Below are 24,144 nucleotides of genomic sequence, written 5' to 3'. Positions count from 1 at the left end.
TGGGGGAGGAGAGAGCTAGACCCAGCCGAGTATCTGAGCGCTCAACCGCAGCAGCATGAGGGTCATAACGATAACGAGCACGCGGCGAATGAATCGCTCGCCCAGGTGAATTGCGGTGCGGGCACCAACCCAGCTTCCCGCCATGTTGGCGCATCCCATGGCGATTCCGAGGAGCCAGTGAATCGAGCCCAGCGGAATGAAGTAGAGGAGCGCGCCGAGGTTGGTGGCGGTGTTGAGAACCTTGGCGGCGGCGGTAGCGTGGAGCATATCGTAGCCCATAGCTATCTGCAGGGCGACGAGCATCATCGCGCCGGTGCCAGCCCCGAGGATGCCGTCGTAGCCGCCCAGAATCAGACCCAGTGCAAAGCCGCGCACTAGGAACGATGAGGTTGCGAGCACGCGAGGCTGCCCGCGAGGTATGCGCGGTTGTAGCACCGAGAAGACGAGGATAGCGGCTAGAACCACCACAATTGCGGGGCGGAAAATATGTGCCGGCAGGATCGTGGCGCAGTATGCGCCGGCGGCGGAGGCGCAGAACGCCACGAACGCTACGGGGAGTAGGATTTTCCACGGGATTTTGAGTGAGCGAATATAGGTTGAGGCACTCGTCAAAGTGCCCATGGAACTGGCAACTTTATTGGTGCTCAGGGCGGCGACGGGTGAGAATCCGGGTGCCATGAGCAGTGCGGGGAGCTGGATCATGCCGCCTCCGCCCACGACAGAGTCGATGCATCCCGCACAGAAGGCAGCGAGCAGGAGCACGATAAATAACTCTGGTGTGACGGACATTAAATCAAGCACGACAAATCCTCTAGGAATAATGCGTCAATAAATGTGTGCTGTGTTACTTAAGGTACACCACATAAAAGCCGGGGGTGAAGACACACACAACGTGTCTTCACCCCCGGCTTCGTTAGCAATCTAAGGTCGAAAGTCCGTGAACGGCGCGCCTAGAAGAGCTTTTCACCCTCCGGGCTAACCGCCAGCGCAGCAGAAACAGCCGCATAGTTCGGTCCCACAATGCCGATGCTCTGAGTGAGCATCACACCGGAACCGTCACGGGCACCGTGCTCGGTCGGCAGGGAACGAGCCACACCGCCGGAGGACGCCGCCTTCGCCGGGCCCACGCCCACCCACGCCAGAGCCAGCTGGCTCTCACCGGTGAGGAATCGGTGCGCACGCACACCGCCGGTCGCGCGGCCCTTCTGCGGGTACTCGCTCAGCGCGGTGACCTTGGCGCTCGCCAGGCCATCCTTGCCGTTGGTGACGGTCACGACCTCCGCCGCGTCGCCGGGCGCGGTCACGCCCAGGGCGATGAGGCGATCGCCGTCGGCAAGCTTGATGCCTGCGATACCGCCGCCGGTGCGTCCCTGCGGGCGGACCTTTGCCGCGTCGAAGGTCAGCAACTTCGCATCGCGAGTGACGAAGGTGAGCACCGCATCGTCGGTGGGGCAGGGGGCGGCGGCTACGATTTCGTCGCCGTCCTTGAGCTTCATGATGTCCCACTCGGTCTGGTTCAGCGGGTAATCCGGGTTGAGGCGCTTGATTACGCCTCCCGCAGTTGCTAGCGCCAGCACCGTGTTCAGCGGTACGAGGGCGACCAGCTTCTCACCCTTGGCGAGCTGAACCAGCTCGGCTGCCTTCACAGCAGACGTCATGGAGGGGGTGCCGCCGTTCTCGTCCAGCACCGCAATGTCCATGACGGACAGACGCACCATGCGTCCTGCGGAGGTCACGGCACCGATCTCGCCGCGCGCGGTGGTCGGCACAATCGAGGTGAACACGTCGTGCTTGAAACGCTTGCCGGGATCCACGAGCGCCTCGCGGATGGGCTTGCCGGGGGTTCGTCCCATCATGCCGGATGCCGAAAGCAGCACCCAGCAGGGATCGTCCGCGATTTCGAGGGCGAGGCCCAGGCTCTTCTTCGCCTTGGACTGCGCGGTGACCGCCTCAATGGCAACCTGCATCTCGTCCTTGGTTTTGAGCTGGGTGCGGCGGTCGGTGCCGTAGCGTTCTGCGACCTCGGCAAGCTCCTCGGAGACCAGTTCGCGCAGCGCCGCATCGGAGCCGAGGATACGCTGCAGTTCCGCGATTTCCTGCTGCAGGGTGTCACGTTCTGCTTCGAGTTCCAGGCGGGAGTACTTGGTGAGCTGGCGCAGGCGCAGCTCCAGAATGTGGTTCGCCTGGGTGTCGGTCAGGTCGAAGACAACCTTCAGCTTTTCGCGTGCCTGAGCGGTCTCATCAGACTCACGGATGATCTGGATGACCTCGTCAATGTCGAGGATTGCCACGAGCAGGCCCTCCACCAGGTGCAGGCGGTCGGTGCGCTTGCCCAGGCGGAATTCGGTGCGGCGGCGGACCACGTTCAGACGGTGGTCAATGTACACGCGCATCAGGTCGAGCAGGCCGAGGGTCTGTGGCTGACCGTCCACGAGCGCCACGTTGTTAATGCCGAAGGAATCCTCAAGCGGAGTGTGCTTGTAGAGGGCGGCGAGCACCGCCTCCGGGTTGAAGCCGTTCTTGATTTCGATGACGAGGCGCAGACCGTTGGTGCGGTCGGTCAGGTCGACCACATCGGAGATACCGGTGAGCTTCTTGGAGTTGACGCCGTCCTTGATCTTTTCGATGACCTTTTCGGGGCCGACCATGTAGGGCAGTTCGGTGACGACAATGCCCTGCTTGCGGGGACTGACCTGCTCGATGGAGACCTTCGCGCGGGTCTTGAAGGTGCCGCGGCCGGTTTCGTAAGCGTCACGGATGCCTCCCAGGCCCACGATGGTGCCGCCGGTAGGCAGGTCGGGGCCGGGGATGAACTTCATGATGTCTTTGAGGGTCGCCTCGGGGTGGGCGATGAGGTGGCGGGTACCGGCGATGACCTCGCGCAGGTTGTGCGGCGCCATGTTGGTTGCCATGCCGACCGCGATGCCGGTGGTGCCGTTGACGAGCAGGTTCGGGAACGCTGCGGGCAGCACGGAGGGCTGCATGAACTGGTTGTCGTAGTTCGGCACGAAGTCAACCACGTCTTCTTCGAGGTCCGCGGTGAGTGCCTGCGCGGCGGGCGCCATGCGTGCTTCGGTGTATCGGGCGGCTGCCGGGCCGTCATCGAGGGAGCCGAAGTTACCGTGACCGTCAACGAGGGGCAGGCGCAGCGCGAAGGGCTGGGCGAGGCGCACCATCGCGTCGTAGATGGCGGCGTCGCCGTGCGGGTGGAGCTTACCCATGACCTCGCCGGTCACGCGGGCGCTCTTGACGTGGCCCTTGTCGGGGCGCAGACCCATCTGGTGCATCATGTAGAGGATGCGGCGCTGCACGGGCTTGAGGCCGTCGCGGGCGTCGGGGAGGGCGCGCGAATAAATCACCGAGTAGGAGTATTCCAGGAAGCTGGTTTCCATCTCGGCGGATACGTCGATGTCGACGATATTCTCTACCACATCCACCGGGTAGTCGCTGACGGCGGATTTGGATCGGCGAGCCATATATCTCCTCGTGTCGGTGTGTTTTCGCTCCTCTTATTTTAGCGGGTGGTAGCGGATGAGACGGGCTGGTTGGTCGGCGTCATCTGTGGGGTGCGCCAAGGCGGTTGCGGGGCAGTAACCGAAGCATACCGGGGGATTGCACACCGTCATATGAGCCTGTATTAGCGTGGTCAAGTAGCACAGCCCGGCTGGAACCCTCTAAGGTAGAGGGGAGTAATACCTAACCGCCTTCATCGTGTGCGCCGACCGACGTCGCCTCATGAGGGCACCGCACGAAAGAGGTACGATGTACGCCACCACCCCCGAACGCGAGCAACTGGTCGCAGATATTAAGCATGCCGGTTTCTACCCCGACCTCGTGCTGGAAGTGGTGGATGACGCGCTGGCGGGCATGAACCCGGACGCGCACTTCGTACAGCATGAAACCCACTTCTCCCGCGATGATTTTCACCGCCACATCACCGTGATGGTGCTCTGCGGTGAGCACGTCATCTTTGCGCACCTGGACGACCAGCACCTTGAAGGTGACGCGCAGGGCACCGTGGCGCATGTGAGCGTGGAGGCGGTGCACCTGAGCGCCCTGAACGCGGTCACCATCAGCTACGGTTTCAGCCAGCCGCAGGCGTACAACGCCGGTAGCACCGCCCCGACTGAGATTTCCTTCCAGATTGCTTGGACCGGTTCGCTGCACATGGAGCTGGCTCCTGCTGGCTGCCAGGATCCGCAGTGCAACGCCGACCACGGCTTCACCGGCGATGCGCGCCGCGAGGACATTGCGGTGCGTGTTTCTGCGACCGCTGACGGTCCTGAGTCGGTTCAGCGTGCGCAGCATTTTGCGCGTGCTCTGCACCGTGCCCGCATGTACGCAACCCGCCGATAAAAACCAGCGCCCCAACGGCGCTCGCTACACCCCTAAGACACCCGAGAGGAACTTATGACGGCCCCGTCCCGCACCGAACAGCCCACTCTGCACGATGTTCTGGGCGCGCCGTTGCCTCCCGCGCCCGCCTACGGTAGCAATAGCATCGCCGATGTGCTGGAGTCCGCCTCCTCTCTGGTGGCTCAGCGAAGCCTGGCGCGCCCCGCGCACGCGCTAGATTCCGACCCGGCGTTCCACGCTGTTGCCGACCCGCTGAACCTTGCCGGCCGCCTCGCGGAGCAGGATGTTGATCCGGCGTCGTTCCGTCACGCCTGCGTGATCATGGTGGACGGCCTGGGCGAGCAGCTGCTCAACAGCTACGGTGGCTACGCGCCCGCCCTGCGTAAGACCCTGAACCTGGGCCCGCTGGACGCCGCGTTCCCCACTACGACTGCCGCCTCCCTGACCTCGCTGGGTACCGGCACGGCACCCGGCGCGCACGGCATTGCCGGCTATGAGGTGCGCAACCCGGCAGGTAATGGGGGAGCGGGCTCGGTCATGAACCACCTGTCCGGCTGGGATCAGTCGGTGGACCCGCACGCCTGGCAGCCGCTGCCGACCGTGCTGGAACGCCACCATACGAACCGCCGCGTGCTCACCATTTCGCTGGGTAAGTACCGCGGTACCGGTCTGACGGAGGCGGCGCTGCGTGGCGGCGACTTCGTGGATGCTGTCGGCTATAACGCCCGCGTCACCTACGCCCTGGAGGCGCTCTCCAGCCGCACCCCCACCACCGTGTACCTGTACTGGGGCGAGATTGACGCGGCGGGCCACCGCTACGGCGTGGGTAGCGACGAATGGCTACAGCAGCTGGAGGAACTGAACTCGGCGCTGAAGCGTCTGGCGGAGCGCGCCCCGGCGTGGGCGGCACTCTTCGTGACCGCCGATCACGGCATGGTGAACGTGCCCGAGCACCAGCGCATCGACTACTCGGGCGTGGAGGAGCTGACCCGCAATATCGCCATGACCGCCGGTGAACCGCGCGCCGTGCACCTGTACCTGGAAGACACCTCGGAGGCGGCACGTACCGCCACTGCTCAGCGTTGGGCGCAGTACTGGGGCGAGCGCGCCTGGGTGATTGACTCTCGCGAGCTGATGCGCGCCGGCTACTTCGGCCCGGTCATCACGGATGCGGCGCGCGGCCGCATTGGCGACCTGATGGTGTGCGCTCGCGACGATTGGGCGCTGTACGATATGCGCCACTATCAGGAGCGTGCCCTGCACATGGTTGGTCAGCACGGTTCGCTGACGGACGCTGAGCGTCTGGTGCCGTTGCGCATGCTCAAGACTTTCTAAAGTACTAGTCTTCTAAAACGCTGGAGGATAAACGAAAACCGCTGGTTATTCGGGTGAATAACCAGCGGTTTTCGTATGTCTAGAGGCCCTTGACTAAAGCCCTCGTCTAGATGCCCTTAATCGGACGGGCGCGAGGGTGCTCGCTTACTTGCGGCCGCCGAAGATGATGTCGTCCCAGGCGGGAACGCTCACGCGCTGCTTCTTCGAGGAAGACTTGGGCTTCTCGGCCGCGGAGGCGGGCTCAGCCGGTACCTCAGCTGCGGGCTCAGGCTGTGCTTCAGCTGCGGGCGCCTCAGCAGCGGGTGCGTCCTCGACGGGTGCCGGCAGGGCGAAGGACTCGACCGGAACGGATTCAACGGGTGCTTCCGAATCCACAGCCAGCGGGTCGGTGGTTTCGAGGGTGGTTTCTGCGGTGGGCTCGGGTGCAGCAGGAGCCGCAGATTCTACCGGCGCAGACACACCAGGTGCAACAGGTGCCGCGGGCGCAGCCGGTGCTACAGGCTCAGCGGACTCGCGGTGCACGAACACCTCGGGCTCCTCAACCTGGGCGGGGCGCACCGAGCGGGCGCGCTCCAGGAGCTCCTTGAGCTTACGCTCATCAGCGCTCTCAGAGGAAGTAATGGGTGCCGGTGCGGGCTCGGGTGCCTTCGGCAGGCGGGCGGGAGGAACCTCCACGGGCGCCTTCTTCGCGGCGGCGGCAACAGCGTCCTCACTATTGCCCATCAGGAAGTACGCCGCCTCATTCGACGCGTACAGGCCCTGGTTCGCGGGGTTGTACACCCAGCGTGCGGGGAAGACGACCTGCTCGGGCAGGTTCTGACGCACCGAATCCTTCAGCGCAATATCAACCTCAACGCGCCACTGGCCGTTCTCCTGCTGGCGGGTGGTCCAGTCCTGGGTTGCCTCCTCAAAACCGTAACGCTCGGAGACTTCCTCAATGCGGGCGCTCAGGGTCACGGGGATCTGTGCGGTACCCGAAGCGGAGCTGCGGCGACCAATCTTCACGCTCTGAGCGGCACGAATAATGTGCGCGCGCTCAGCAACAATCGGCCACTCGTAGCGTCGCACGCGCTCCGGCTCCCAACCGGACTCTTCAGCGATTTCCTCAACGGAGGCACCCTGACGGAAACGGGTCTGAATATCGCGCGGACCGTAGGTGCCCTTAGCGCCCAGACCGCGGGCGGGCTGAATACGGCGAGCCTTGGTGATGCTCGTGCGCAGGTTCGCGTCAATCGGCAGCAAGAAGCGGGTGCCGTCAGCAGACTCAAGCACCAGATTTTCGCCGTCATCGTGAACGCCAATCAGACGCAGTTCAAGCATGAGAACCTCCATAGGTGAACCGGACGCGTTCGTGAATGTGTTGCACGGAACGCAAACTACCTTCCAGGGTACCGTGAAAGCGCGGTAAATCAGTAGCGGAGGCGGGATTTTCCCCAAAAAAAGATGTACTTTTCGGACCGAAAAAGCTAGAATGTGACGCCTAAACCGTCCAAAGCCTACCCAGGATTAGACAAATAGGGTGCCAATGGTGAACAATACCTGGCATGCCGTCGGGGTTAAATCCTCACCAGCGGCACCTAGAGCACTCATTAAACCAGCGTGGCCTAGTTCAACACACAGCCACAGAACCAACGGAGCGTGAAAGTTTGGCAACTGATTACGATGCACCTCGCAAGCAGGACGAAGAGCAGAACGAAGAGTCCTACGAGGAGCTGAACGCCCGCCGTTCCGAGATGCAGTCCGGTGCGGTGGACGAAGACGAAAACAGCGCAGCAGAAAGCTTCGAGCTGCCCGGTGCTGACCTCTCCAACGAGGAGCTGAACGTTGTTGTTCTGCCCGCTCAGGACGACGAGTTCACCTGCGCATCCTGCTTCCTGGTGCGCCACCGCTCGCAGATTGCACGCGAAGAGGGCGGCCTGTCCTACTGCATCGAGTGCGAGGGCTAAAACTTTAGGGAAGGGCTAACACCCACCCGACATACACCTCATGACGGGGCGAGTGCCGAGTGCACCCGCCCCGTTGAGTATGTGAAAGCCGCGCGCGCAAGAACAGCGCCGCGTCGCACCCAACACGGCACACCGCCGCACGTGCTGAACGCGAACACGCAACGAAAACACCCCGCAGTAGAGTCTCAACACAGCGCGAGGTGATGGCACAGACACCCGCGAAAGGTTAGAGTATTGACCATGATGACCCCCGTAAACGTCCACATTAAGCTGCTCGACCCCGAGCTGCCCGCACCCGCCTACGCAAAGCCCGGCGACGCCGGCGCTGACCTGCGCTCCCGCATCGACTTCGAACTGGAACCGGGCGAACGCGCCCTCGTCCCCACCGGCGTGGCAATCGCCCTGCCCGAAGGCTACGTTGGCCTGGTGCACCCGCGCTCCGGCCTGGCAACCAAGAACGGTATCACCATTGTGAACGCACCCGGCACCGTTGATTCCGGCTACCGCGGCGAGCTGATGGTCACCCTGCTCAACACTGATAAGACCAAGTCCTTCCACGTGCAGCGCGGCGACCGCATCGCCCAGCTGGTCATTCAGAAGTACGAGCACGCAACCTTTACCATTGTGGACGAACTGGATCAGACCGAACGCGGCTCCAGCGGCTTCGGCTCCAGCGGAATCCACTAGTCTGCTCTCACCGCGATTGTCGCACGAGAGAAGAGAAGAAACCCCCGCACCCTGCGTGCGGTGAAAGTAGGAATACCATGTTCGGATTTGGTAAGAAGAAGCACGCCGAGGAGGCTGAAAAGGCCGCCATCGACAAGGCTGTCGCCGAAGAGATTGAGGAGACCAACGTCGAGGTTGAGGAGCTGAAGGAAGAGGAGAACTCTCCCGAGGTCATCAAGTACGACCGCGTCAACGGCCCGCACGATATTGAAGAAGTCACCGCCGAAGACCTCGAAGACTACGTCGACCTGGGTGCGCTGCGCATCAAGCTGCTCGACGGCATGAACCTGCGCCTCGAAACTGACGACGCAACCGGCGCGGTGATCGCCGCAACCATCACCCGTGACGGCGCAACCTTGCAGGTGCAGGCATTCGCCGCACCGCGCACCACCGGCATCTGGGACGACATCCGTCACGACCTGACCGAATCCGTCAAATCCCAGGGCGGCATCGTCGACATCTACGCCGGCGTATTCGGCGCCGAGATGCTGACCCGCCTGCCCGCCGTCACCCCGGACGGCCAGCCCGGCGAGCGCATCGCCCGCTTCGTGGGTGTGGACGGTCCCCGCTGGTTCCTGCGCGGCGTCATCTCCGGCGCGGCTGTGCTCGGTGACGATAAGGCTGCCGCCTCCGTGGAGGAAGTCTTCCGCACCGTCGTGGTGGACCGTGGTGACGAGCCGCGCCCGCCGCGCGAGCTGCTGCCCATGACTCTGCCCGCCGACCTGATCGTTGCGGCTGAGGAAGAGCCCGCCGTGGAGGAAGAAACCGAGAACGAGCACAGCAAGCTGCGCCCGATGCCTCGCCGCGGCCCTGAGATTACCGAGATTGGCTAATGCCTGAGTTCTCGAACTACCCGAGTGCGCTCGCGGTTCCTGAGGAGCAGATTCTTGCTCCCGGGTACCCCGAGCGCTTTCGCGTACGCCTTGCCGGACGCGTAGAGCAGGTGTGGTTGCCGACCGCCCAGGATAAGCCGATGTACCGTGCCGAGCTGGTGGTGGCTAAGTCGAAGCCTCTGCAGTGGTCGAGCCCGCTGGCGCTGATTGGTATGCCGATTGTGGAGCCGCCCGGTGAGGACTTCGAGGAGGAATCCGAGGACCCCGAGAAGCAGCACCATTTGAACACGGCGTCTTTGGCGACTGTGGCGGTGCAGGAGCCTCACGAGGTGTCTTTCCCGCCGTATGCGCCGTTCAACCCGGGGGATAGGGTGCTGCTGAAGTGGCAGGGGCAGCGGATGGTGCCCGGCGTGCTTGCCGGTGCGTTGTTGCGTTGTTCCGGTGTGGTGTCGGTGAGGGCTCATCAGCCGGTGATTTATAACCCGCGCTATGAGATCGTGCCGCAATTCTTTGCTGAGAAGGGAAAACATGAGCGCTGAGCAGTCTTCAACCCAGCCCGATCCGAACGCTAACCCCGCAACTAGCCCGGCTACTGACCCGGCGCAGGAGGAGAATCAGCTGGCGCAGAGCCTGAGCGCCTCCATGGGTGCGAATATGCGCCGCACCGCCAACGGCGATGTGGATATTCTGTACGCTATCGGCGGCTGGCGCGGCCTGGTGGAATCCTCCCTGCCCGCGGTGGCGTTCCTGGTGCTGTTCACCGTGACGAAGGAACTGAACCTGTCCCTGATTGCGGCGCTGGCTGCGGCGGGCGTGTTCACGCTGATTCGTCTGGTGCAGGGCTCTAAGCTGGTGAGTGCGCTGACCGGTCTGGTGGGCGTGGCGATTTGTGCGTTTGCCGCGTACCGTACCGGTAATGCGAGCGACTACTTTGTGGTGGGCTTCTGGACGAACGGCGTGTACATCCTGGCGTATCTGCTGTCGATGCTGGTGCGTTGGCCGCTGATGGGTCTGATTTTTGCGGTCATTCGCGGTGAGGCGCTGAGCTGGCGCCAGAACCCGGTACGCCTGCGCCAGTACATGCTGGCGACCTGGATTATTACCGTGCTAATGATGCTACGCCTTGCCGTGCAGGTGCCCCTGTATTTTGCGAATAATGTGGAGGCGCTGGGGGCGACCCGCCTGATTATGGGTCTGCCGCTGTACGCTTTGGGCGTGTGGCTGGCGTGGCGTGTGTCGGCTCCCGAGGAGGCGCTGGTGAGCGAGGACCCCGAGGCACTGGATGCTGAAGAAACTGAGGTGCCCGGAGATTCTGAAAGCTCCAAGAACCGCTAAATCATAGCCCGCAACTTCGTGAAATAGCTTCATAAAAGTAAGCGAAAGCCCTGGTACCCGTATGGGTGACCGGGGCTTTCGCCTCCTCAAAAACTTACGTATAAACGCTACCCAAAAACTTACGTATAAACGCTTACGCGAACAGCGCGCGAATCTGATCCTCACCGGCAATGGTCGTGATGAAGAACAGCTCGTCGCCGCCCTCAATCGCCACGTCGGCACTGGGCGGGATTGGCGCGCCGTCACGCAGGATCGCGGTGAGCACCGTATCAACGGGCCACTGCACGTGATCCACGCGGTAACCGATGACGGGGTGGTCATCCGGCACGGTGTACTCGGCGAGGGTCGCGCCGCCAGCCTGCAGGGTCAGCAGGCGCACCACGTCGCCGACTTCCACGGCTTCCTCAACGAGGGCGGTCATCAGACGCGGGGTGGACACGGCAACGTCCACGCCCCAGGAATCATCAAAGAGCCACTCATTACGCGGGTTGTTCACGCGCGCCACGGTGCGCGGCACACCAAACTCACTGCGCACCAGCAGGGAGACCATCAGGTTTGCCTTATCGTCACCGGTTGCGGCAACGACCACGTCCGCCTTGTTCGGGTGCACCTGGCGCAGTACGGACAGTTCGCAGGCGTCACCAATATGCCAGCGCACGCCGGGCAGATCGGCGCGCTTCTTGACTTCGGGCTTGGAATCGATGATGGTCACGTCGTGGCCGTTCATCATGAGCTCTTTAGCGATGGAGGCACCCACGGAACCGGCACCAACAATGAGGACCTTCACTTACTTCTCACCTTTCGAGGAATCACGATGGCGGCCGATGAGTTCGAGGGGGTCGGGCAGCTCCGGGGGAGTGTCACCGAGGTGGAACTCATGCTCGGCAACGGGTACGTCGTTGTGCTTCTGTTCAGCGGGTTTCTTCGGGGCGTGGGGGTGCTTGCGGTGGCCCGAGGCGGGGGCGTAGTTCGCCTCCACTTCTTCGTCTTCAACGCGCGGCGGGCGGGAGAGAATACGGGTTACGTCCGCAACGTCGTCGGTGCGCATCATGACGTGCACACTATCGCCCTGCTGGTAGGCGCTGTCCGGGCGGGGGAGCATGCCCTCACCAAAGCGGGTGATGTAGGCGATGCGCACCCCGGCGGCACGTTCAATACTGGTCAGGGCGTGACCCGCCCAACCGTCGTCGAGCGGAATTTCGGTGAGCATGAGGCGGCCCGAGGGTTCGCGGAAGTCGCCCTTGAGCGCCTGCTCGGGCAGCAGACGGCGCAGCACCTGGTCGGTGGACCAACGCACCGACGCCACCGTAGGAATACCCATGCGCTGGAAGAACTCGGCGCGGTTCGGGTCGTACACACGCGCCACAACGTTCTTCACCTTGAACATTTCGCGTGCCACACGGGCGGCAATAATATTCGAGTTATCGCCCGAAGAGACCGCGGCAAAAGCGTACGCCTCGGTAATACCGGCACGCTTGAGGGTGTCCTCATCAAAACCGACACCGGTCACCAGGCGGCCCTCAAAGCCCTTACGCAGCGGCTGGAAAGCACGTTCGTCCTGGTCAATGACGGCGACCGTATGCCCCGAAGCTTCCAGAGTGCGCGCCAGCATGACGCCCACGCGTCCGGCACCCATAATGACGAAGTGAGGCATACATCCCTCCGAGTGTTGATGTTTTACGGTGATAAGGCGTTACCGCCTACCTCTACCAGTGTAATGGGCGGGTGAGCCTCCGCGCCGAGGCTCCGTGATATTCCGCTCGCAATGCCCACTATTCGGCTGAATAAAATTGAGCTTTGAAGCCGCGACCGATAGCCTTAACAGCGTGAGGAATCGTTGGGATAAAATGCGCATCGCCCTGATCGGTCAGCCGGTCAGCACGCGAAATCTTTCGGCAGTCGCGCTGCCGAAGCGCTACGCCCTGCCTCTTTTCGGTGCCGACGGCATCTCTTCGGTCGCCTACGCAGCCGACCAGATGATCCTGACCCTTGCCGCTGCGGGTGCCTCTGCGCTCGCTTTTTCACCCTGGATTGGTTTGGGTGTGGCGATGGTCGGTCTGCTGGTGATTGGCACGTACCGGTACAACATCAACCAGATTGCTTCCGAGGGTGATATTCAGCTGGTGCACCGCAAACTGGGTGCGTTGCCCTCGATCGTGATGGGTGCATCCTCGCTGATGGACTATATGCTCACGGTGGCGGTGTCTATGTCTTCGGCGTCCTCATTTTTGGTGGCGCTGTACCCGCAGATTCAGGATTGGCGCACCCTCATTGCGGTGCTGCTCATTGTTGCCCTGACGCTGTTTGCGTTGCGTGGCGTGCAGTTGCTGGGAAAAATCGCATACTGGCCGCTGTATGTTTTCTTGGCGCTGTTGGGGCTCACCCTCATTGTGGGTTGGGTTCGTGCCGCCACGGGTACGCTGCCGCTGGCTGAATCGGCGACCTACGTGATTGCCCCTGAGCTGGAGACCCATTCGCTGGAGGGCCTGGCGCTGGTGCTACTTCTGGCGCGTTCGTTCTCTGCCGGCCTGGTGGCGTTCTCGGGTGTTTCCACGATCTCTAATTCGGTGAAGTATTTCCGCCGCCCGAAGAAATATAACGCGGCGGTCACCATGATGCTGATGGGCCTGATCACCTCGGTCCTGCTGGTGAGCCTGCTCGGTTTTGCGGCGGCAACCCGCGTGCACATGGTGCACGATACGACCCGTTTCTTGTTCATTGACGGGCACACACCGGGGGAGTACTTCCACCAGAAGCCGGCGCTGTACCAGGTGGCTTTGGCGATTTATCAGGGTGCGCCGTTCTTCGCGCAGCTGCTGGTTTTTGCGACGGTGGGCGTGCTGATTATTGCCTCGCTGACGGCGTTTACGGGCTTCCCGGTGATTGCCTCGTCGCTTGCTGATTACCAGTACCTGCCGGTATTCTTCCGCAGCGTGGATTCACGCGGCCTGTACGCGAACGGTGTGCTGGCGCTGTCGGCATTCTCAATTTTCCTCACCTGCATTTTCGGCTCGGACGTGTACTCGCTGATTCAGCTGTACATTGTGGGCATGTGCCTGTCCATGATGCTGGTTCAGCTGGCGGTGGTGCGCTACCGCATGCGTCTGCTGCGCATCACCCTGGCGCAGATGCCGCGCCGCGCCCTGCTGCGCGATATTGCGGTCTCCGCGGTGGGCGTGGTCGTAACCGCCGCGGTGCTGGTCATCGTCGTGGTGACGAAGTTCGCCGCCGGTGCGTGGCTCTCCCTTGGAATGATTGCCCTGATGGTTGGAGGTATGGTTGTGACTCGCCGCCACTACGATGCGGTGGATGCCGCCCTGGACATCCCCCTGAACGCTGAATCCGTTGCGGATGTGGCGGCCCTGCCTTCGCGTGTGCACGCCATCGTGTATGTGGAGCGTGTGCGCCGCCCGGCGGTTCGCGCCCTGTCCTATGCGCGTGCCGGTCGCCCCTCCACGATTGAGGCGCTGACGGTCAACAACGACCGCGCCGCCCTGGAAGTCGTGAAGAAGCGCTGGTACGCCCTGGGCATTCCGGTGCCGCTGTCGGTGATTGATTCGCCGTACCGTGACACGGTGGATGCTGTCGTCTCGTATATTCGCCGCCGCCGCAAGAAGTCACCGCGCGATATTTTGGTGGTCTACCTGCCGGAATTCGTGGTGGAGCACTGGTGGCAGCGTCTTCTGCACCGCCGCACGGTGCGCCGCCTCAAGCAGGCGCTTCTGCATGAGCCAGGCGTTATGACGGCAACCGTGCCCTGGGCGATGCACGAGGATGAGGTGTATGATGAGATTTTTGATCAGCGTTTACAAAGCGAAGAATCAACGGTAGAAGCAGAGGACCCAACGGCAGCTGTCGCCCCGAAGATTACTCGTTCAGCCGGTGGCGGCCGCGAACTGATTCAGAGTAACCGCCACGCGGTGTACCGCGGCCGCCTGCACGAGGCGGACGCTGTGGCGCGCGAGAAGAAGCGCTAGCCGTATCGGCTAAGCCGATTTCTGAGCCTCCGTACACCCCGTACGTAGCCTCGTACATCCCCTCGAATAGCGCCTGGACTTTGCCCTTTACGCCCTATTCGGTACCCCTAGCGGGGCGTCGGAATCGGAATAAAGATACAAACCGGTGTAAAATAGTTCACATTAAGTGATTCTTTAGGAGACAATGCTGTGACTCACACTGCTACCACGCCTGCCGCCTCTAAAAAAGTAGACGGATACAGCGTCGGGCAGACCCTCACCGTCACCTGTGAGGCACCCGCACACGGCGGCGCCTTCGTAGCGCGCACCGAACAGGGCGTCATCTTTGTGCGTCACGGCATCGTCGGCGAACAGGCTGAAGTGCGCATCACCGCAATCGGCCCCAAGCGCCGCTTCTACTTCGCGGACGTTATTTCCGTACCCGTACCCTCCCTGGCGCGCCGTGCCCACCCCTGGATTCAGGCGGATGCGCTCGCCACCGAAGAGGAACGCGCCGCAGCAACCGGCGTACCCGAACTACTCGGCGGCATGGAGTACGGCCACATCAACCTGGATGAGCAGCGACGCTACAAGACCGATATCGTCCGCACCCAAATCAACCGCCTGGGCGGCCTGCCCCTCGAATCGCCGTTGCTGACCAACCTCATGGTTGAAGAGCTGCCCCTGCGCGATAACAACGAGGGTCTGTCCTGGCGTAGCCGCGTGCGCTACAACGTGACCAAGGTCCGCGCGCACAATAGCGAAGAGCAGAACGGCGGCAAGAAGAGCCCTGCCGTCACCTGGCGCGTCGGCATGCACCCGTACCGCGCCTCCCAGCCCGTACCGGTCGTCGACTTTCCCCTCGCCGCCACCGAGTTGCGTAACCTGCAGCTTGAACAGCTGAACCTGCGCGGCGTACGCGAAGTCGAGGCGACCGTCTCCTCCCGCGGTAGGGTCCTGCTGCAGTTCATCGTCGACCCGCGCTTCTCCGTCGAGGAGGTCGCTAAGGACATCGAACAGCAGGCATCCGACGCCTGGGGTCTGCTCGCCAAGCGCAAGATTTCGCTGTTCTTTACCCCGCAGTCCACCTCCAACGGCAAGCCCAAGCGCCGCCGCCCCGGTTCCGCCCACAGCCCCTACCGCCGCGTACCCGAAGGCGACCAGCTGCTCGGCGCGGGCCTGCGCTCCGTCACCGAAGAAGTCACCTTCGGCTCCCGCCGATTCAGCTACCAGGTATCCGCCGGCGGCTTCTGGCAGATTCACCGCGCCGCCCCCTCCACCATGGTCGGAACCATGCTCACCATGCTCCGCCCGCAGGAAGGCGAATGCACCCTCGACCTGTACGCTGGCGCGGGCCTGTTCACCGCCGCGCTCGCGGACGCCGTGGGCGCAACCGGTACCGTGGTCAGCATTGAGGGCTCCCCGGTGACCCATAAGGATGCGCGCTCGAACTTCGCGCCGGATGGTTGCTCCCGCACCGAGAACTCTGCGGACACCCGCATTGAGGTGATTCGCGGCGATGTGGCACGCCACCTGGTCGATTTGAAGACCGCCCTTGAGTTTGGCGAAATCCCCGCCATTGATGCGGTGGTCCTTGACCCGTCCCGTGAGGGCGCGAACCGCACCACCCTGGAACGCCTGGATGCGCTGGACCCCAAGCGTATTCTGTACGTGGCGTGCGATCCGGCATCCCTGGGTCGTGACACCGGTATTTTGCGTGAGCTGGGTTGGGATATGGTGCAGCTTCGGGCGTTTGATATGTACCCGAATACGCATCATGTGGAGACGGTTGCGCTTTTTGAGCGTGCCCCGGCGAAGCCTCGTCCGCGCCGCCGCCGCACCAAGTAGTGCGGAGAGTAGCGCGAGGCTAGTAGCCGTAACAAAGCAGCAAATAATCGCCGTGTTGGACGGGTTGGGCTGTTCACCAGCCTGCCCACTAGGGGTTATTTCAGGCCGTTTTCGCTCAACCCGGTGCGTCTTGCTCTGCGGGCGCATAAATCTGCTTTTTGGCATCGTAAACGGTAGAATCATTGAAGAACCAACGCACGGAATGAGCCGTGCCCCGACCTTGAGGAGTGTGGGTGTATGTCCGCTGAAAACGCATTGCCGCAGGAGGAGACCCCGAATAGCGCCGCCGGTGGCGCACCCACCGCCGACTACAGCATTGGCGATGGTGCCACTGCCAAGTTGCTCCCGGGTATTCAGTCCCCGGCGGACCTGCAGAACCTCAGCTACGAGCAGCTGGAGGAGCTCTCTAAGGAAATCCGCCAGTTCATCGTGACGAACGTGTCGGCGACCGGCGGTCACCTGGGCCCGAACCTGGGCGTTGTGGAGCTGACCCTCGGCATTCACCGTGTCTTCGAATCTCCCAAGGACAATATTCTTTTCGACACCGGCCACCAGTCCTATGTGCATAAGCTGGTGACTGGTCGTCACGCGTTTAAGACTCTGCGTCAGAAGGGTGGCCTGTCGGGTTACCCGGATCGTGGCGAGTCTGAGCACGACATTATCGCGTCTTCGCACGCCTCCAGCTCGATTTCGTGGGCTGACGGTATTTCTCGCGCGCACAAGCTCAACGGTGAAGATGACCGCTACACCGTGGTCCTCATTGGTGACGGCGCGCTGACCGGCGGCATGGCGTGGGAGGCTGTGAACAATATTGCTGCCGACCGCACCCGCAAGGTCGTGATTGTGGTCAACGATAACGGCCGCTCCTACGCGCCGACCATTGGCGGTTTCGCGAACCAGCTCTCTGAGCTCAAGCACGGTGTGCAGCAGCATGTGGATCGTGTGCGCCTCGATCACCGCTACGACAATGCTCTGGATGCGGTGCGCATCGGTCTGCAGCGTGGCGGCCCCGTCGGTCAGATGGTGTACCGCGGCCTGCACGGCATGAAGGCGGGCATTAAGGACGTCGTCGTACCCAAGGGCATTTTTGAAGACCTGGGCATGAAGTACGTGGGCCCGATTGACGGCCACGACCAGCAGGCTGTGGAGAACGCACTGACCGCGGCGAAGAACTATGCCGGCCCGGTGATTGTGCACGCCATTACCGAGAAGGGCCACGGCTACGCGCCCGCCCGCGCTAATGAGGACGACCAGTTCCACGCGGTGGGCCAGATTGACCCGCTGACCGGTGAGGATGTTTCGACCAGCACCTCTGAGTCGTGGACCGGCGTCTTTGGCCGCGAAATTGCAGATATTGCGGATGAGCAGGAGAACGTCGTCGGTATTACCGGCGCGATGCTCATTCCCGTGGGTCTGCGCGAATTCCAGAAGCGCCACCCCGAGCGCGTTATTGACGTAGGTATCGCTGAGCAGCACGCCGTGGCGATGAGCGCCGGTCTGGCGTACGGCGGCATGCACCCGGTGGTTGCCCTCTACGCAACCTTCCTGAACCGCGGCTTTGACCAGCTGCTCATGGACGTTGCCCTGCACAAGGCGGGTGTGACCGTGGTGCTGGACCGCTCCGGCATTACCGGCCCGGACGGCGCAAGCCACCACGGCATGTGGGATTTGGCGATGCTGCAGTTCATTCCGGGTCTGCACCTGGCGGCTCCGCGTGATGGCGCGACCCTGCGCGAAGAGCTGCGTGAGGCTGTAGCTATCAACGACGCACCGACCGTGATTCGCTACCCGAAGGGCTCCGTGGGTGAGGACATTCCCGCCCTGGAGCGTCGCAGCGACGGTGTGGACGTGCTGGCACGCACCGGTGAGCCCCACCCGGAGACCGGTCAGCGTGACGTGCTGTTCGTTGCCGTGGGCGCTATGGCTCGCGTGGCTCTGGAAGCCTCCAAGGTGCTTGCCGCCGAGGGCATCCAGTCCACCGTGGTTGACCCGCGCTGGGTGATGCCGGTGCCGTCTTCGGTCGTTGAGCTGGCTCGTGATCACCGCATTGTGGTGACCATTGAGGACGGCGTGCGTTCCGGCGGCGTGGGTTCGCGCATCCGCCAGGAAATGCGTGCGGCTGGCGTGGATACCGCGCTGAGCGAGCTGGGTCTTCCGGCGGAGTTCATTCCGCATGCTTCTCGCGAGCAGATTCTGGAGGAGGTCGGCCTGACCGCGGAAACCATTATCGCGGATTTGCGTGCGCAGCTGGCTGGCGATAAGGTGCCGTTCGCTCGTGAAGAGGGCCAGAAGCCGCGCCACACCCGCTAAACGGTCGTATCTGAGTGCCGCCTGAGCTTCTCTTAGTAGCGCGCCGCAATAGCAGGCGCTTAGCGACGGACACAGTATAGACATTAACGCCCCGCCCATCGATTGTGATGGGCGGGGCTTTGCCGTATGCACTATGCTGTATCCACTGTACGGGGCGCTATCGGCCAGCGCCTGAGCTTATGAGCATGAGAAGTAGTGGTTTTAGGAATTGTTAGTAGTGCCGCTGACGAAAATCTTGCCGCCCTTCACCTGCACTGGGTAGCTGGTCAGAGGCGCCTCCGCAGGGCCGTGCACTACCGAGCCGTCAGCTACGGCGTACTCGGAACCGTGGCAGGGGCACACGATGCGGTTGGAGTCCTGCACCTGCACCTGACAACCCTGGTGGGTGCACACGGTGCTGAACGCCTTGTACTCACCCGAAGACGGCTGGGACACGATAACGGTCGTGGAGCCGTGGGTCAGCTTAGCGGCCTTGCCCACGCCCATTGCGGAGGCGGAACCTACCTCAACGGTGCCTTCGGGCGCGGTAACGTTGGAGTCACCTTCAGCGCAGGAGGCGAGCAGCGCACCGGATGCGACGGCACCGGTGATGAGGGTTGCGCGGCGGGAGAAGACGCGCGCAGAAGAATCAGTTTCTGTGGTATCGACTGCGGTGTCGACGGTTGCAGATTCAGTAGCAGGGGAGGCGCATGCCTTCTGAGAGCGGCAGCATCCGTTGGGTGCGGGCATGGTGGTTCCTTTCGTGTACTCTCTCCACCCTATGCCGGTTTGGGACAAAAATCGAATGAGAGCAGGCTAAGCTTGGTTCACGTTTGCACCGGAGACAAACTGCTGAGGCAAAATACCGGGACAAACTACCGTGTCAAACTCCCGAGGCACACAAAATGCCGGTCGGGCGGTCGCATCAGCAACACACCCAACCGGCACACACATCTATTCAGCGTTAGAGAAATCTACCCCAGGTGGCGGGCAAAAATCGGCGCAATCACGGGGGCAACCAGACCCGTCTGCCACGAACGCGCACCGTACTCAGCGAGCGCATCCCGCAGGGTCTGCTCGTCACAACGAGCCGGCGGCTCCCAGCAGAGGCGGCGAACATAATCGGTCGTGATCAGGTTCTGCGCCGGGATATTCAGCTCCTCAGAGAGCTCATCAATTGCCTGACGAACCTCGGTGAACAGCGCCAAGTTCTCGGGGCGCTTAGACTCCCATGCCTTCAACGGCGGCGGGGCAGTCGACGGCAAAGTGAACGGTACGGCGTTCTCACCGCGTGCCGCCGCGGCAATAGCACGCACCCAACGCGGGCCCTCACGACGCAAACCACGCGTCTGAAAACCAGGAATCGACATGATAGCGGGCACGTTACGCGGCATGGTGCGTGCCGCCTCCACAATCGCAGAATCAGGTAGCAGACGCTTCGCGTCGACGTCCTTCTTACGTGCCAGCGAGTCACGCTCAACCCACAGGTTACGCAGTGCCGTCAGCTGCTTGACCGAACGCAACATCGTGCGGCCCTTCGTCTTACGCCAACGCTCCGGCTGATCCGCAGGATCCTTCACCGGGGTCTTGCACAGGTACTCAAACTCCTCCAGGGCGTACTGCAGCTTACCCTGCTGGCGGAGCAGCTCCTCCAACGCGTCACGCAAATCAATGAGCACGTCAACGTCCAGCAGCGCATAGTTCAGCCAAGACTCCGGCAGGGGGCGGCGCGACCAGTCTTCCTTCGAGTGCTTCTTCGCCAGCTTATAGCCGAGCAGCTCCTCAACGGTCGCACCCAGGTTCACGCGCTCCAGACCGGCAAGACGCGCACCCAGCTCCGTATCAAACAGACGGTTCGGGCGCATACCGAGCATGTCCAGGCTCGGGAAGTCCTGAATCGCGGCGTGAATAACCCACTCAGCATCCGCCAAAGCATCGTTAATAATGCGCAAATCCTTAAACGCCTCAGGGTCAATCAGGTACAACTGATCTTCACGCTTAAGCTGCACCAAAAAAGCACGCGAACCGTAGCGGATGCCCTGGGCACGCTCCGTATCAACAGCCACCGGGCCGGACGCCGCCGCCAACTGCTCAGCGGCACGACGCAGACCGCTCTCAGTGGTGATGAGAGTCGGAATCGGTGCGGAAGGGGTCTCCAGAGGAACAACGTCCGGAACTTCGATACCGTTAAGGGTCAGCTGAGGGGTGCCTGCGGCATTCTGTTCAGCTGCGGTACTCATGCACTCAATCCTTTTCCTCTGTCTGGTTCGACGCGCCCATACGATGCGCCAGATGCCCGGGTAGGCGTACGCCCGAGCAAACATGAGCCCGGGCGGGGTGACGTGCCCGCGAAGGCACTACGCCATTCTACCCGCCCGAGCTTAAAGCCTCGAATTTAGAGAGACTCACAATAAGGGGTTCACCTGCGTGCCTGCTGGGGGGGGTATCGCCGGGGTTTATTCGGCGGATTCCGCCTCGTCAGCTGGGGTATCACCGGGCTGTGCTTCACCCGGCTGTGCTTTATTAGCCGCGGCTTCACCCGCGGGGGCCAGCGTCAAGCACACCGAATTAATGCAATACCGCAAATCCGTGGGAGTCGGGTAGCCCTCACCCTCAAACACGTGACCCAGGTGCGAATCGCAGGCGGCGCAACGCACCTCCACGCGGCGCATACCGAAGGTCGTGTCCTCCAAGTAACGCACACGGTCCTCAGCCAGCGGCGCGAAAAACGACGGCCAACCACAATGCGAATCGAACTTCTGATCGGAACGGAACAGCTCCGTACCGCAGGCACGGCAAGAATACACACCCTCCGTGTGAGTGTTCCAGTACTCGCCCGTGAACGCGCGCTCGGTGCCGCCCTCACGCAGAACAGCGTACTCTTCAGGCTTGAGCACTTCACGCCAGTTCTTGGCGATAGCACCCACGCCGGGTAGCGAATTGCCCATCATGACTCCTTCAGTTTGCTCTCATGCCCAGGCTCTTACGGCATATGTAACGCCGCGGCCGGGCGGATTATTCCCGCTACGCGCGGACTAAGCACGGATGTCAGCGTACTTGCCGTTGGTGAGCTTCAGCAGGTCGTCCGGGGCGAGCTCAACGTCCAGGCCGCGCTTACCGCCAGAGACCATGATCGTGTCAAAAAGCTGCGCAGACTCATCAAGCAGGGTGGGGGAGGGGGTCTTCTGGCCCAGCGGAGAAATACCGCCCACTACGTAGCCGGTGCGGCGCTCAGCGACCTTCGGGTCGCACATGGAGGCGCTCTTCCAGCCCAGGGCAGCGGCGGCAGCCTTAATGTTCAGCTTGCCAGAGACCGGCACGATTGCGACGGCGAAATCCTTCTCGTGCACGATCAGCAGGGTCTTGAACACCTGCTCCTCGGAGGCGCCGAGGTTCTTCGCGGCCTCTTCACCGAAGGAGGTGACGCCCTCAACATGCTCGTATTCGCGCATCTGGAAGGGGGTGTTCGTCTCGGTCAGCAGTGCTACGGCGGCGGTTGCTGCGCCGCTCTTCTTACCTTTAGTTTTCTTAGCCATACAACCATTTTACGGAAGTCACCATGCGCGGATACCTATGCGCTGATACCCATGCGCCGATACCTATACGCCGAGAAGCCACATGTGTTTCGAAAAGCCACAATAATGGTGGCTTCTCGAAACACATGTGGCTTCTCAATGGTTATGGGGTTATTTCAGTAGCCCTTTTTCCTTCAGCTGCTCTTGAGAAAGCGAGCCAACGACAGTCCAAAATCCATCTGATTTGTCTACGTTCTGAGGTAGCCTTTAGGCTCCCTTTTTCTTAGTAAATACCGATGAGTAATTGCATGCCAAGACTAGTCAGGATGATAGCAATCCAGCAAAGGGCTCCAAGAAGAATGGATTTTCCACTGGATTTGATCATAGCAATGAGGTTGGTTTTGAGACCAATAGCACTCATAGCCATGATGATGAGGAATATGGAGAGTTGTTTGAGAGGTGAAAAGAAGTTAGTGCTGACACCGAAAGATGTGAGAAGAGTAGTTAGCAGAGAAGCTAGGATAAAGTAGAGAATGAAAACGGGGAAGATTTTTTTAAGCTTCACTCCTTGGTTGTCGCCTTGTTGACGGCTTTGCCAATAGGAGAGGAAGAGAACGATAGGGATAATAGCTAGAGTGCGTGTCAGTTTGACAATAGTTGCAGGCTCAAGAGTGTTTGCATTGTAAAGACTATCCCAGGCACTAGCAGTAGCTGTCACAGAGGAAGTATCGTTGACCGCAGTACCCGCAAAGAGAGCAAAACCTTCGTTGGAAAGATGGAGCCAAGAACCTAGAGTCGGAAAGATAAGAGCTGCCAAGACATTGAAGAAAAAGATAACAGAAATGGCTTGGGCTACTTCTTTTTCCTTGGCGTGAATAACAGGAGCAGTCGCTGCAATGGCAGAACCGCCACAGATAGAAGATCCAACTCCAATCAAGGTAGCTAGCTTTGTATCAAGGTTAAAAAAGCGTTGGAAAAAGAAAGCAATAATTAAAGCGATAGAAATGGTCGAAATGATGACAGGAAGGGAAGATGTTCCAACTGCGAAAACTTGTGAGATACTGAGTCCAAACCCAAGCAAAATAACAGCATACTGAAGCAATTTTTTGGAGCTGTAAGTCAAACCGGCATCCAGTTGTGTATAGGAAGTGAGAAAGGGATGGAGAATCATTCCGATAAAAATGGCGAAAACAGGTGCTCCCACAACAGGCAGAAATCCTCCTAAAACCCAAGAGATGATAGAAATGATCAGACAGACTGACAGTCCTGCCCAATTTTTTGATAGAAATGACATAAAAACCTCCGAAAATAAACACTCCTTATTATAATCTTATTTGTTAGAAAAATAAAATAGAAAGTAGGAATAAGGTTGTAAATTAACGGAATACTGATAAAAATATCTAGTCCATCGGCGACCCAGCCTCCATGGGAGTACATCTCTTCAAGATATTCGTAGAACCCATATTCTTCAGCATCCTCTGTTACATACTTGAATGCATAGGAACAGTCGCCAGTCTGAATTGCATAGTTATGGGCAACCACCCAGTCCTTCATCATTCGGTAGAGGCCCTGCGTAGTTTCGGGGTACTGTTGCGGCTCGGCTTTCGGAAGAGGAACATTCTGCGCAGGGCCGTAGCCGTCTGCTTTGCGGTACTCACCATCAGGTGCCTTCGAGCCGCCGGAATAGCCGCGGATAGTGGATGGAGTAGCGCTCGCTGTGGGCGACTCACCGCCGGTGGCTGAAGTGGTCTCGCTCGGTGCGGTGGATGCGGTGGCTGCCGCCTCGTTATTTGCCTGCTGGCCGCACGCAGAAAGCAGAGCACTCATGCCCAGCAACGCCCCGCCGCTCAGCATCGCGCGGCGGGTCAAAAGATTGGAAGTCATGGAAGTGTATTCCTTATATCGGGGTGAAGTGTGAATAGAAGGCTGGCTAAAAACTTGAAGAATAACCATCCGAAGGGAAGAACCCGATAGCTGAGAAGCCACATGTGTTTCGAAAAGCCAC

At 61.0% G+C, this 24,144-nt stretch carries 21 protein-coding genes; 10 read left to right on the top strand and 11 right to left on the bottom strand.

Annotated elements, in window-relative coordinates; genetic code table 11:
- Positions 1–15: 15 nt before the first annotated feature.
- Both HMPREF2928_RS06795 and HMPREF2928_RS06790 read right to left on the bottom strand, forming a co-directional pair.
- On the bottom strand, positions 16–789 hold the full coding sequence (locus HMPREF2928_RS06795) for a sulfite exporter TauE/SafE family protein (RefSeq protein WP_070688040.1): 774 nt from the start codon (positions 787–789) through the stop codon (positions 16–18).
- A gap of 161 nt (positions 790–950) precedes the next feature.
- Entirely contained in the window at positions 951–3,476 is a 2,526-nt protein-coding gene (locus tag HMPREF2928_RS06790; RefSeq protein ID WP_070687912.1) for a DNA gyrase/topoisomerase IV subunit A, read from the bottom strand.
- A 286-nt stretch (positions 3,477–3,762) separates the two neighbouring features.
- Between HMPREF2928_RS06790 and HMPREF2928_RS06785 the strand changes: the two genes are divergently transcribed.
- Both HMPREF2928_RS06785 and HMPREF2928_RS06780 read left to right on the top strand, forming a co-directional pair.
- Positions 3,763–4,356, top strand: a complete 594-nt coding sequence (locus HMPREF2928_RS06785) for a DUF5998 family protein (protein ID WP_005506389.1) — start codon at positions 3,763–3,765, stop codon at positions 4,354–4,356.
- 54 nt (positions 4,357–4,410) lie between these two features.
- Positions 4,411–5,691: an alkaline phosphatase family protein gene (locus HMPREF2928_RS06780; protein ID WP_049357639.1), complete on the top strand. Its 1,281-nt coding sequence runs from the start codon at positions 4,411–4,413 to the stop codon at positions 5,689–5,691.
- Positions 5,692–5,835: 144 nt separating this feature from the next.
- Here the strand turns inward: HMPREF2928_RS06780 and sepH are convergent, their stop codons facing one another.
- Positions 5,836–7,011 (bottom strand): septation protein SepH, encoded by a 1,176-nt coding sequence (sepH, locus tag HMPREF2928_RS06775; protein WP_210399878.1) that lies wholly within the window; start codon positions 7,009–7,011, stop codon positions 5,836–5,838.
- Positions 7,012–7,337: 326 nt separating this feature from the next.
- On the opposite strand from sepH, the gene HMPREF2928_RS06770 reads away from it, so the two are divergent.
- The 5 genes from HMPREF2928_RS06770 to HMPREF2928_RS06750 all read left to right on the top strand — a co-directional run bounded on the left by HMPREF2928_RS06770 (position 7,338) and on the right by HMPREF2928_RS06750 (position 10,531).
- Positions 7,338–7,637 carry a DUF4193 domain-containing protein gene (locus HMPREF2928_RS06770; RefSeq protein ID WP_005506382.1) on the top strand — a complete coding sequence of 100 codons (300 nt, stop codon included), beginning with the start codon at positions 7,338–7,340 and terminating at the stop codon, positions 7,635–7,637.
- A 240-nt stretch (positions 7,638–7,877) separates the two neighbouring features.
- Positions 7,878–8,324, top strand: a complete 447-nt coding sequence (dut, locus tag HMPREF2928_RS06765) for a dUTP diphosphatase (protein ID WP_070616494.1) — start codon at positions 7,878–7,880, stop codon at positions 8,322–8,324.
- Between the two features lie 77 nt (positions 8,325–8,401).
- Positions 8,402–9,196, top strand: coding sequence for a DUF3710 domain-containing protein (locus HMPREF2928_RS06760; RefSeq protein WP_070604669.1), 795 nt, complete (start codon positions 8,402–8,404; stop codon positions 9,194–9,196).
- Positions 9,196–9,735 carry an asparaginase gene (locus HMPREF2928_RS06755; RefSeq protein ID WP_070604671.1) on the top strand — a complete coding sequence of 180 codons (540 nt, stop codon included), beginning with the start codon at positions 9,196–9,198 and terminating at the stop codon, positions 9,733–9,735. Before HMPREF2928_RS06760 ends, HMPREF2928_RS06755 begins: the two co-directional genes overlap by 1 nt.
- The gene (locus HMPREF2928_RS06750; protein WP_070604673.1) at positions 9,725–10,531 is read left to right on the top strand and encodes a DUF3159 domain-containing protein; all 807 of its coding nucleotides are present in this window, start codon (positions 9,725–9,727) and stop codon (positions 10,529–10,531) included. Before HMPREF2928_RS06755 ends, HMPREF2928_RS06750 begins: the two co-directional genes overlap by 11 nt.
- A 133-nt stretch (positions 10,532–10,664) precedes the next feature.
- On the opposite strand, the gene HMPREF2928_RS06745 is transcribed toward HMPREF2928_RS06750, so the two are convergent.
- Entirely contained in the window at positions 10,665–11,318 is a 654-nt protein-coding gene (locus HMPREF2928_RS06745; RefSeq protein ID WP_005506372.1) for a potassium channel family protein, read from the bottom strand.
- Positions 11,319–12,185 carry a potassium channel family protein gene (locus HMPREF2928_RS06740; protein ID WP_070687908.1) on the bottom strand — a complete coding sequence of 289 codons (867 nt, stop codon included), beginning with the start codon at positions 12,183–12,185 and terminating at the stop codon, positions 11,319–11,321.
- Positions 12,186–12,378: 193 nt separating this feature from the next.
- Between HMPREF2928_RS06740 and HMPREF2928_RS06735 the strand changes: the two genes are divergently transcribed.
- The 3 genes from HMPREF2928_RS06735 (at position 12,379) to dxs (ending at position 18,645) form a co-directional block, all read left to right on the top strand.
- On the top strand, positions 12,379–14,508 hold the full coding sequence (locus HMPREF2928_RS06735; protein WP_070687906.1) for an APC family permease: 2,130 nt from the start codon (positions 12,379–12,381) through the stop codon (positions 14,506–14,508).
- Between the two features lie 189 nt (positions 14,509–14,697).
- Positions 14,698–16,335: a class I SAM-dependent RNA methyltransferase gene (locus HMPREF2928_RS06730; RefSeq protein ID WP_012903711.1), complete on the top strand. Its 1,638-nt coding sequence runs from the start codon at positions 14,698–14,700 to the stop codon at positions 16,333–16,335.
- A gap of 237 nt (positions 16,336–16,572) precedes the next feature.
- Positions 16,573–18,645: a 1-deoxy-D-xylulose-5-phosphate synthase gene (dxs, locus tag HMPREF2928_RS06725; protein ID WP_080973360.1), complete on the top strand. Its 2,073-nt coding sequence runs from the start codon at positions 16,573–16,575 to the stop codon at positions 18,643–18,645.
- A gap of 201 nt (positions 18,646–18,846) precedes the next feature.
- Here the strand turns inward: dxs and HMPREF2928_RS06720 are convergent, their stop codons facing one another.
- The 6 genes from HMPREF2928_RS06720 to HMPREF2928_RS06695 form a co-directional block, all read right to left on the bottom strand.
- Positions 18,847–19,374 (bottom strand): Rieske (2Fe-2S) protein, encoded by a 528-nt coding sequence (locus HMPREF2928_RS06720; protein ID WP_070687903.1) that lies wholly within the window; start codon positions 19,372–19,374, stop codon positions 18,847–18,849.
- 224 nt (positions 19,375–19,598) lie between these two features.
- Positions 19,599–20,864: an HRDC domain-containing protein gene (locus HMPREF2928_RS06715; RefSeq protein ID WP_070687901.1), complete on the bottom strand. Its 1,266-nt coding sequence runs from the start codon at positions 20,862–20,864 to the stop codon at positions 19,599–19,601.
- A gap of 216 nt (positions 20,865–21,080) precedes the next feature.
- Positions 21,081–21,572: a peptide-methionine (R)-S-oxide reductase MsrB gene (gene msrB / locus HMPREF2928_RS06710; protein WP_070675165.1), complete on the bottom strand. Its 492-nt coding sequence runs from the start codon at positions 21,570–21,572 to the stop codon at positions 21,081–21,083.
- Positions 21,573–21,659: 87 nt separating this feature from the next.
- Positions 21,660–22,160: a Cys-tRNA(Pro) deacylase gene (ybaK, locus tag HMPREF2928_RS06705; protein ID WP_005506356.1), complete on the bottom strand. Its 501-nt coding sequence runs from the start codon at positions 22,158–22,160 to the stop codon at positions 21,660–21,662.
- Between the two features lie 262 nt (positions 22,161–22,422).
- On the bottom strand, positions 22,423–23,433 hold the full coding sequence (locus HMPREF2928_RS06700; RefSeq protein ID WP_070687899.1) for a YeiH family protein: 1,011 nt from the start codon (positions 23,431–23,433) through the stop codon (positions 22,423–22,425).
- Positions 23,388–24,023: a DUF6318 family protein gene (locus tag HMPREF2928_RS06695; RefSeq protein ID WP_070687897.1), complete on the bottom strand. Its 636-nt coding sequence runs from the start codon at positions 24,021–24,023 to the stop codon at positions 23,388–23,390. Before HMPREF2928_RS06695 ends, HMPREF2928_RS06700 begins: the two co-directional genes overlap by 46 nt.
- Positions 24,024–24,144 lie beyond the last annotated feature (121 nt).

Origin of the sequence: Rothia sp. HMSC072B04, from assembly GCF_001813725.1 — a bacterium.
Classification (GTDB): domain Bacteria; phylum Actinomycetota; class Actinomycetes; order Actinomycetales; family Micrococcaceae; genus Rothia; species Rothia mucilaginosa.
This window is presented reverse-complemented; position numbering and strand designations above follow the sequence as displayed.

What these genes read in the sequence shown, in the direction of transcription:
- HMPREF2928_RS06760 (WP_070604669.1), top strand. Translation starts at nt 8,402, where the DNA reads ATGTTCGGATTTGGTAAGAAGAAGCACGCCGAGGAGGCTGAAAAGGCC.
- HMPREF2928_RS06715 (WP_070687901.1), bottom strand. Translation starts at nt 20,864, where the DNA reads ATGAGTACCGCAGCTGAACAGAATGCCGCAGGCACCCCTCAGCTGACC.
- HMPREF2928_RS06795 (WP_070688040.1), bottom strand. Translation starts at nt 789, where the DNA reads ATGTCCGTCACACCAGAGTTATTTATCGTGCTCCTGCTCGCTGCCTTC.
- HMPREF2928_RS06755 (WP_070604671.1), top strand. Translation starts at nt 9,196, where the DNA reads ATGCCTGAGTTCTCGAACTACCCGAGTGCGCTCGCGGTTCCTGAGGAG.
- dut (WP_070616494.1), top strand. Translation starts at nt 7,878, where the DNA reads ATGATGACCCCCGTAAACGTCCACATTAAGCTGCTCGACCCCGAGCTG.
- dxs (WP_080973360.1), top strand. Translation starts at nt 16,573, where the DNA reads ATGTCCGCTGAAAACGCATTGCCGCAGGAGGAGACCCCGAATAGCGCC.
- HMPREF2928_RS06700 (WP_070687899.1), bottom strand. Translation starts at nt 23,433, where the DNA reads ATGTCATTTCTATCAAAAAATTGGGCAGGACTGTCAGTCTGTCTGATC.
- sepH (WP_210399878.1), bottom strand. Translation starts at nt 7,011, where the DNA reads ATGCTTGAACTGCGTCTGATTGGCGTTCACGATGACGGCGAAAATCTG.
- HMPREF2928_RS06780 (WP_049357639.1), top strand. Translation starts at nt 4,411, where the DNA reads ATGACGGCCCCGTCCCGCACCGAACAGCCCACTCTGCACGATGTTCTG.
- HMPREF2928_RS06735 (WP_070687906.1), top strand. Translation starts at nt 12,379, where the DNA reads ATGCGCATCGCCCTGATCGGTCAGCCGGTCAGCACGCGAAATCTTTCG.
- HMPREF2928_RS06695 (WP_070687897.1), bottom strand. Translation starts at nt 24,023, where the DNA reads ATGACTTCCAATCTTTTGACCCGCCGCGCGATGCTGAGCGGCGGGGCG.
- HMPREF2928_RS06750 (WP_070604673.1), top strand. Translation starts at nt 9,725, where the DNA reads ATGAGCGCTGAGCAGTCTTCAACCCAGCCCGATCCGAACGCTAACCCC.
- HMPREF2928_RS06790 (WP_070687912.1), bottom strand. Translation starts at nt 3,476, where the DNA reads ATGGCTCGCCGATCCAAATCCGCCGTCAGCGACTACCCGGTGGATGTG.
- HMPREF2928_RS06785 (WP_005506389.1), top strand. Translation starts at nt 3,763, where the DNA reads ATGTACGCCACCACCCCCGAACGCGAGCAACTGGTCGCAGATATTAAG.
- HMPREF2928_RS06740 (WP_070687908.1), bottom strand. Translation starts at nt 12,185, where the DNA reads ATGCCTCACTTCGTCATTATGGGTGCCGGACGCGTGGGCGTCATGCTG.
- HMPREF2928_RS06720 (WP_070687903.1), bottom strand. Translation starts at nt 19,374, where the DNA reads ATGCCCGCACCCAACGGATGCTGCCGCTCTCAGAAGGCATGCGCCTCC.
- msrB (WP_070675165.1), bottom strand. Translation starts at nt 21,572, where the DNA reads ATGGGCAATTCGCTACCCGGCGTGGGTGCTATCGCCAAGAACTGGCGT.
- ybaK (WP_005506356.1), bottom strand. Translation starts at nt 22,160, where the DNA reads ATGGCTAAGAAAACTAAAGGTAAGAAGAGCGGCGCAGCAACCGCCGCC.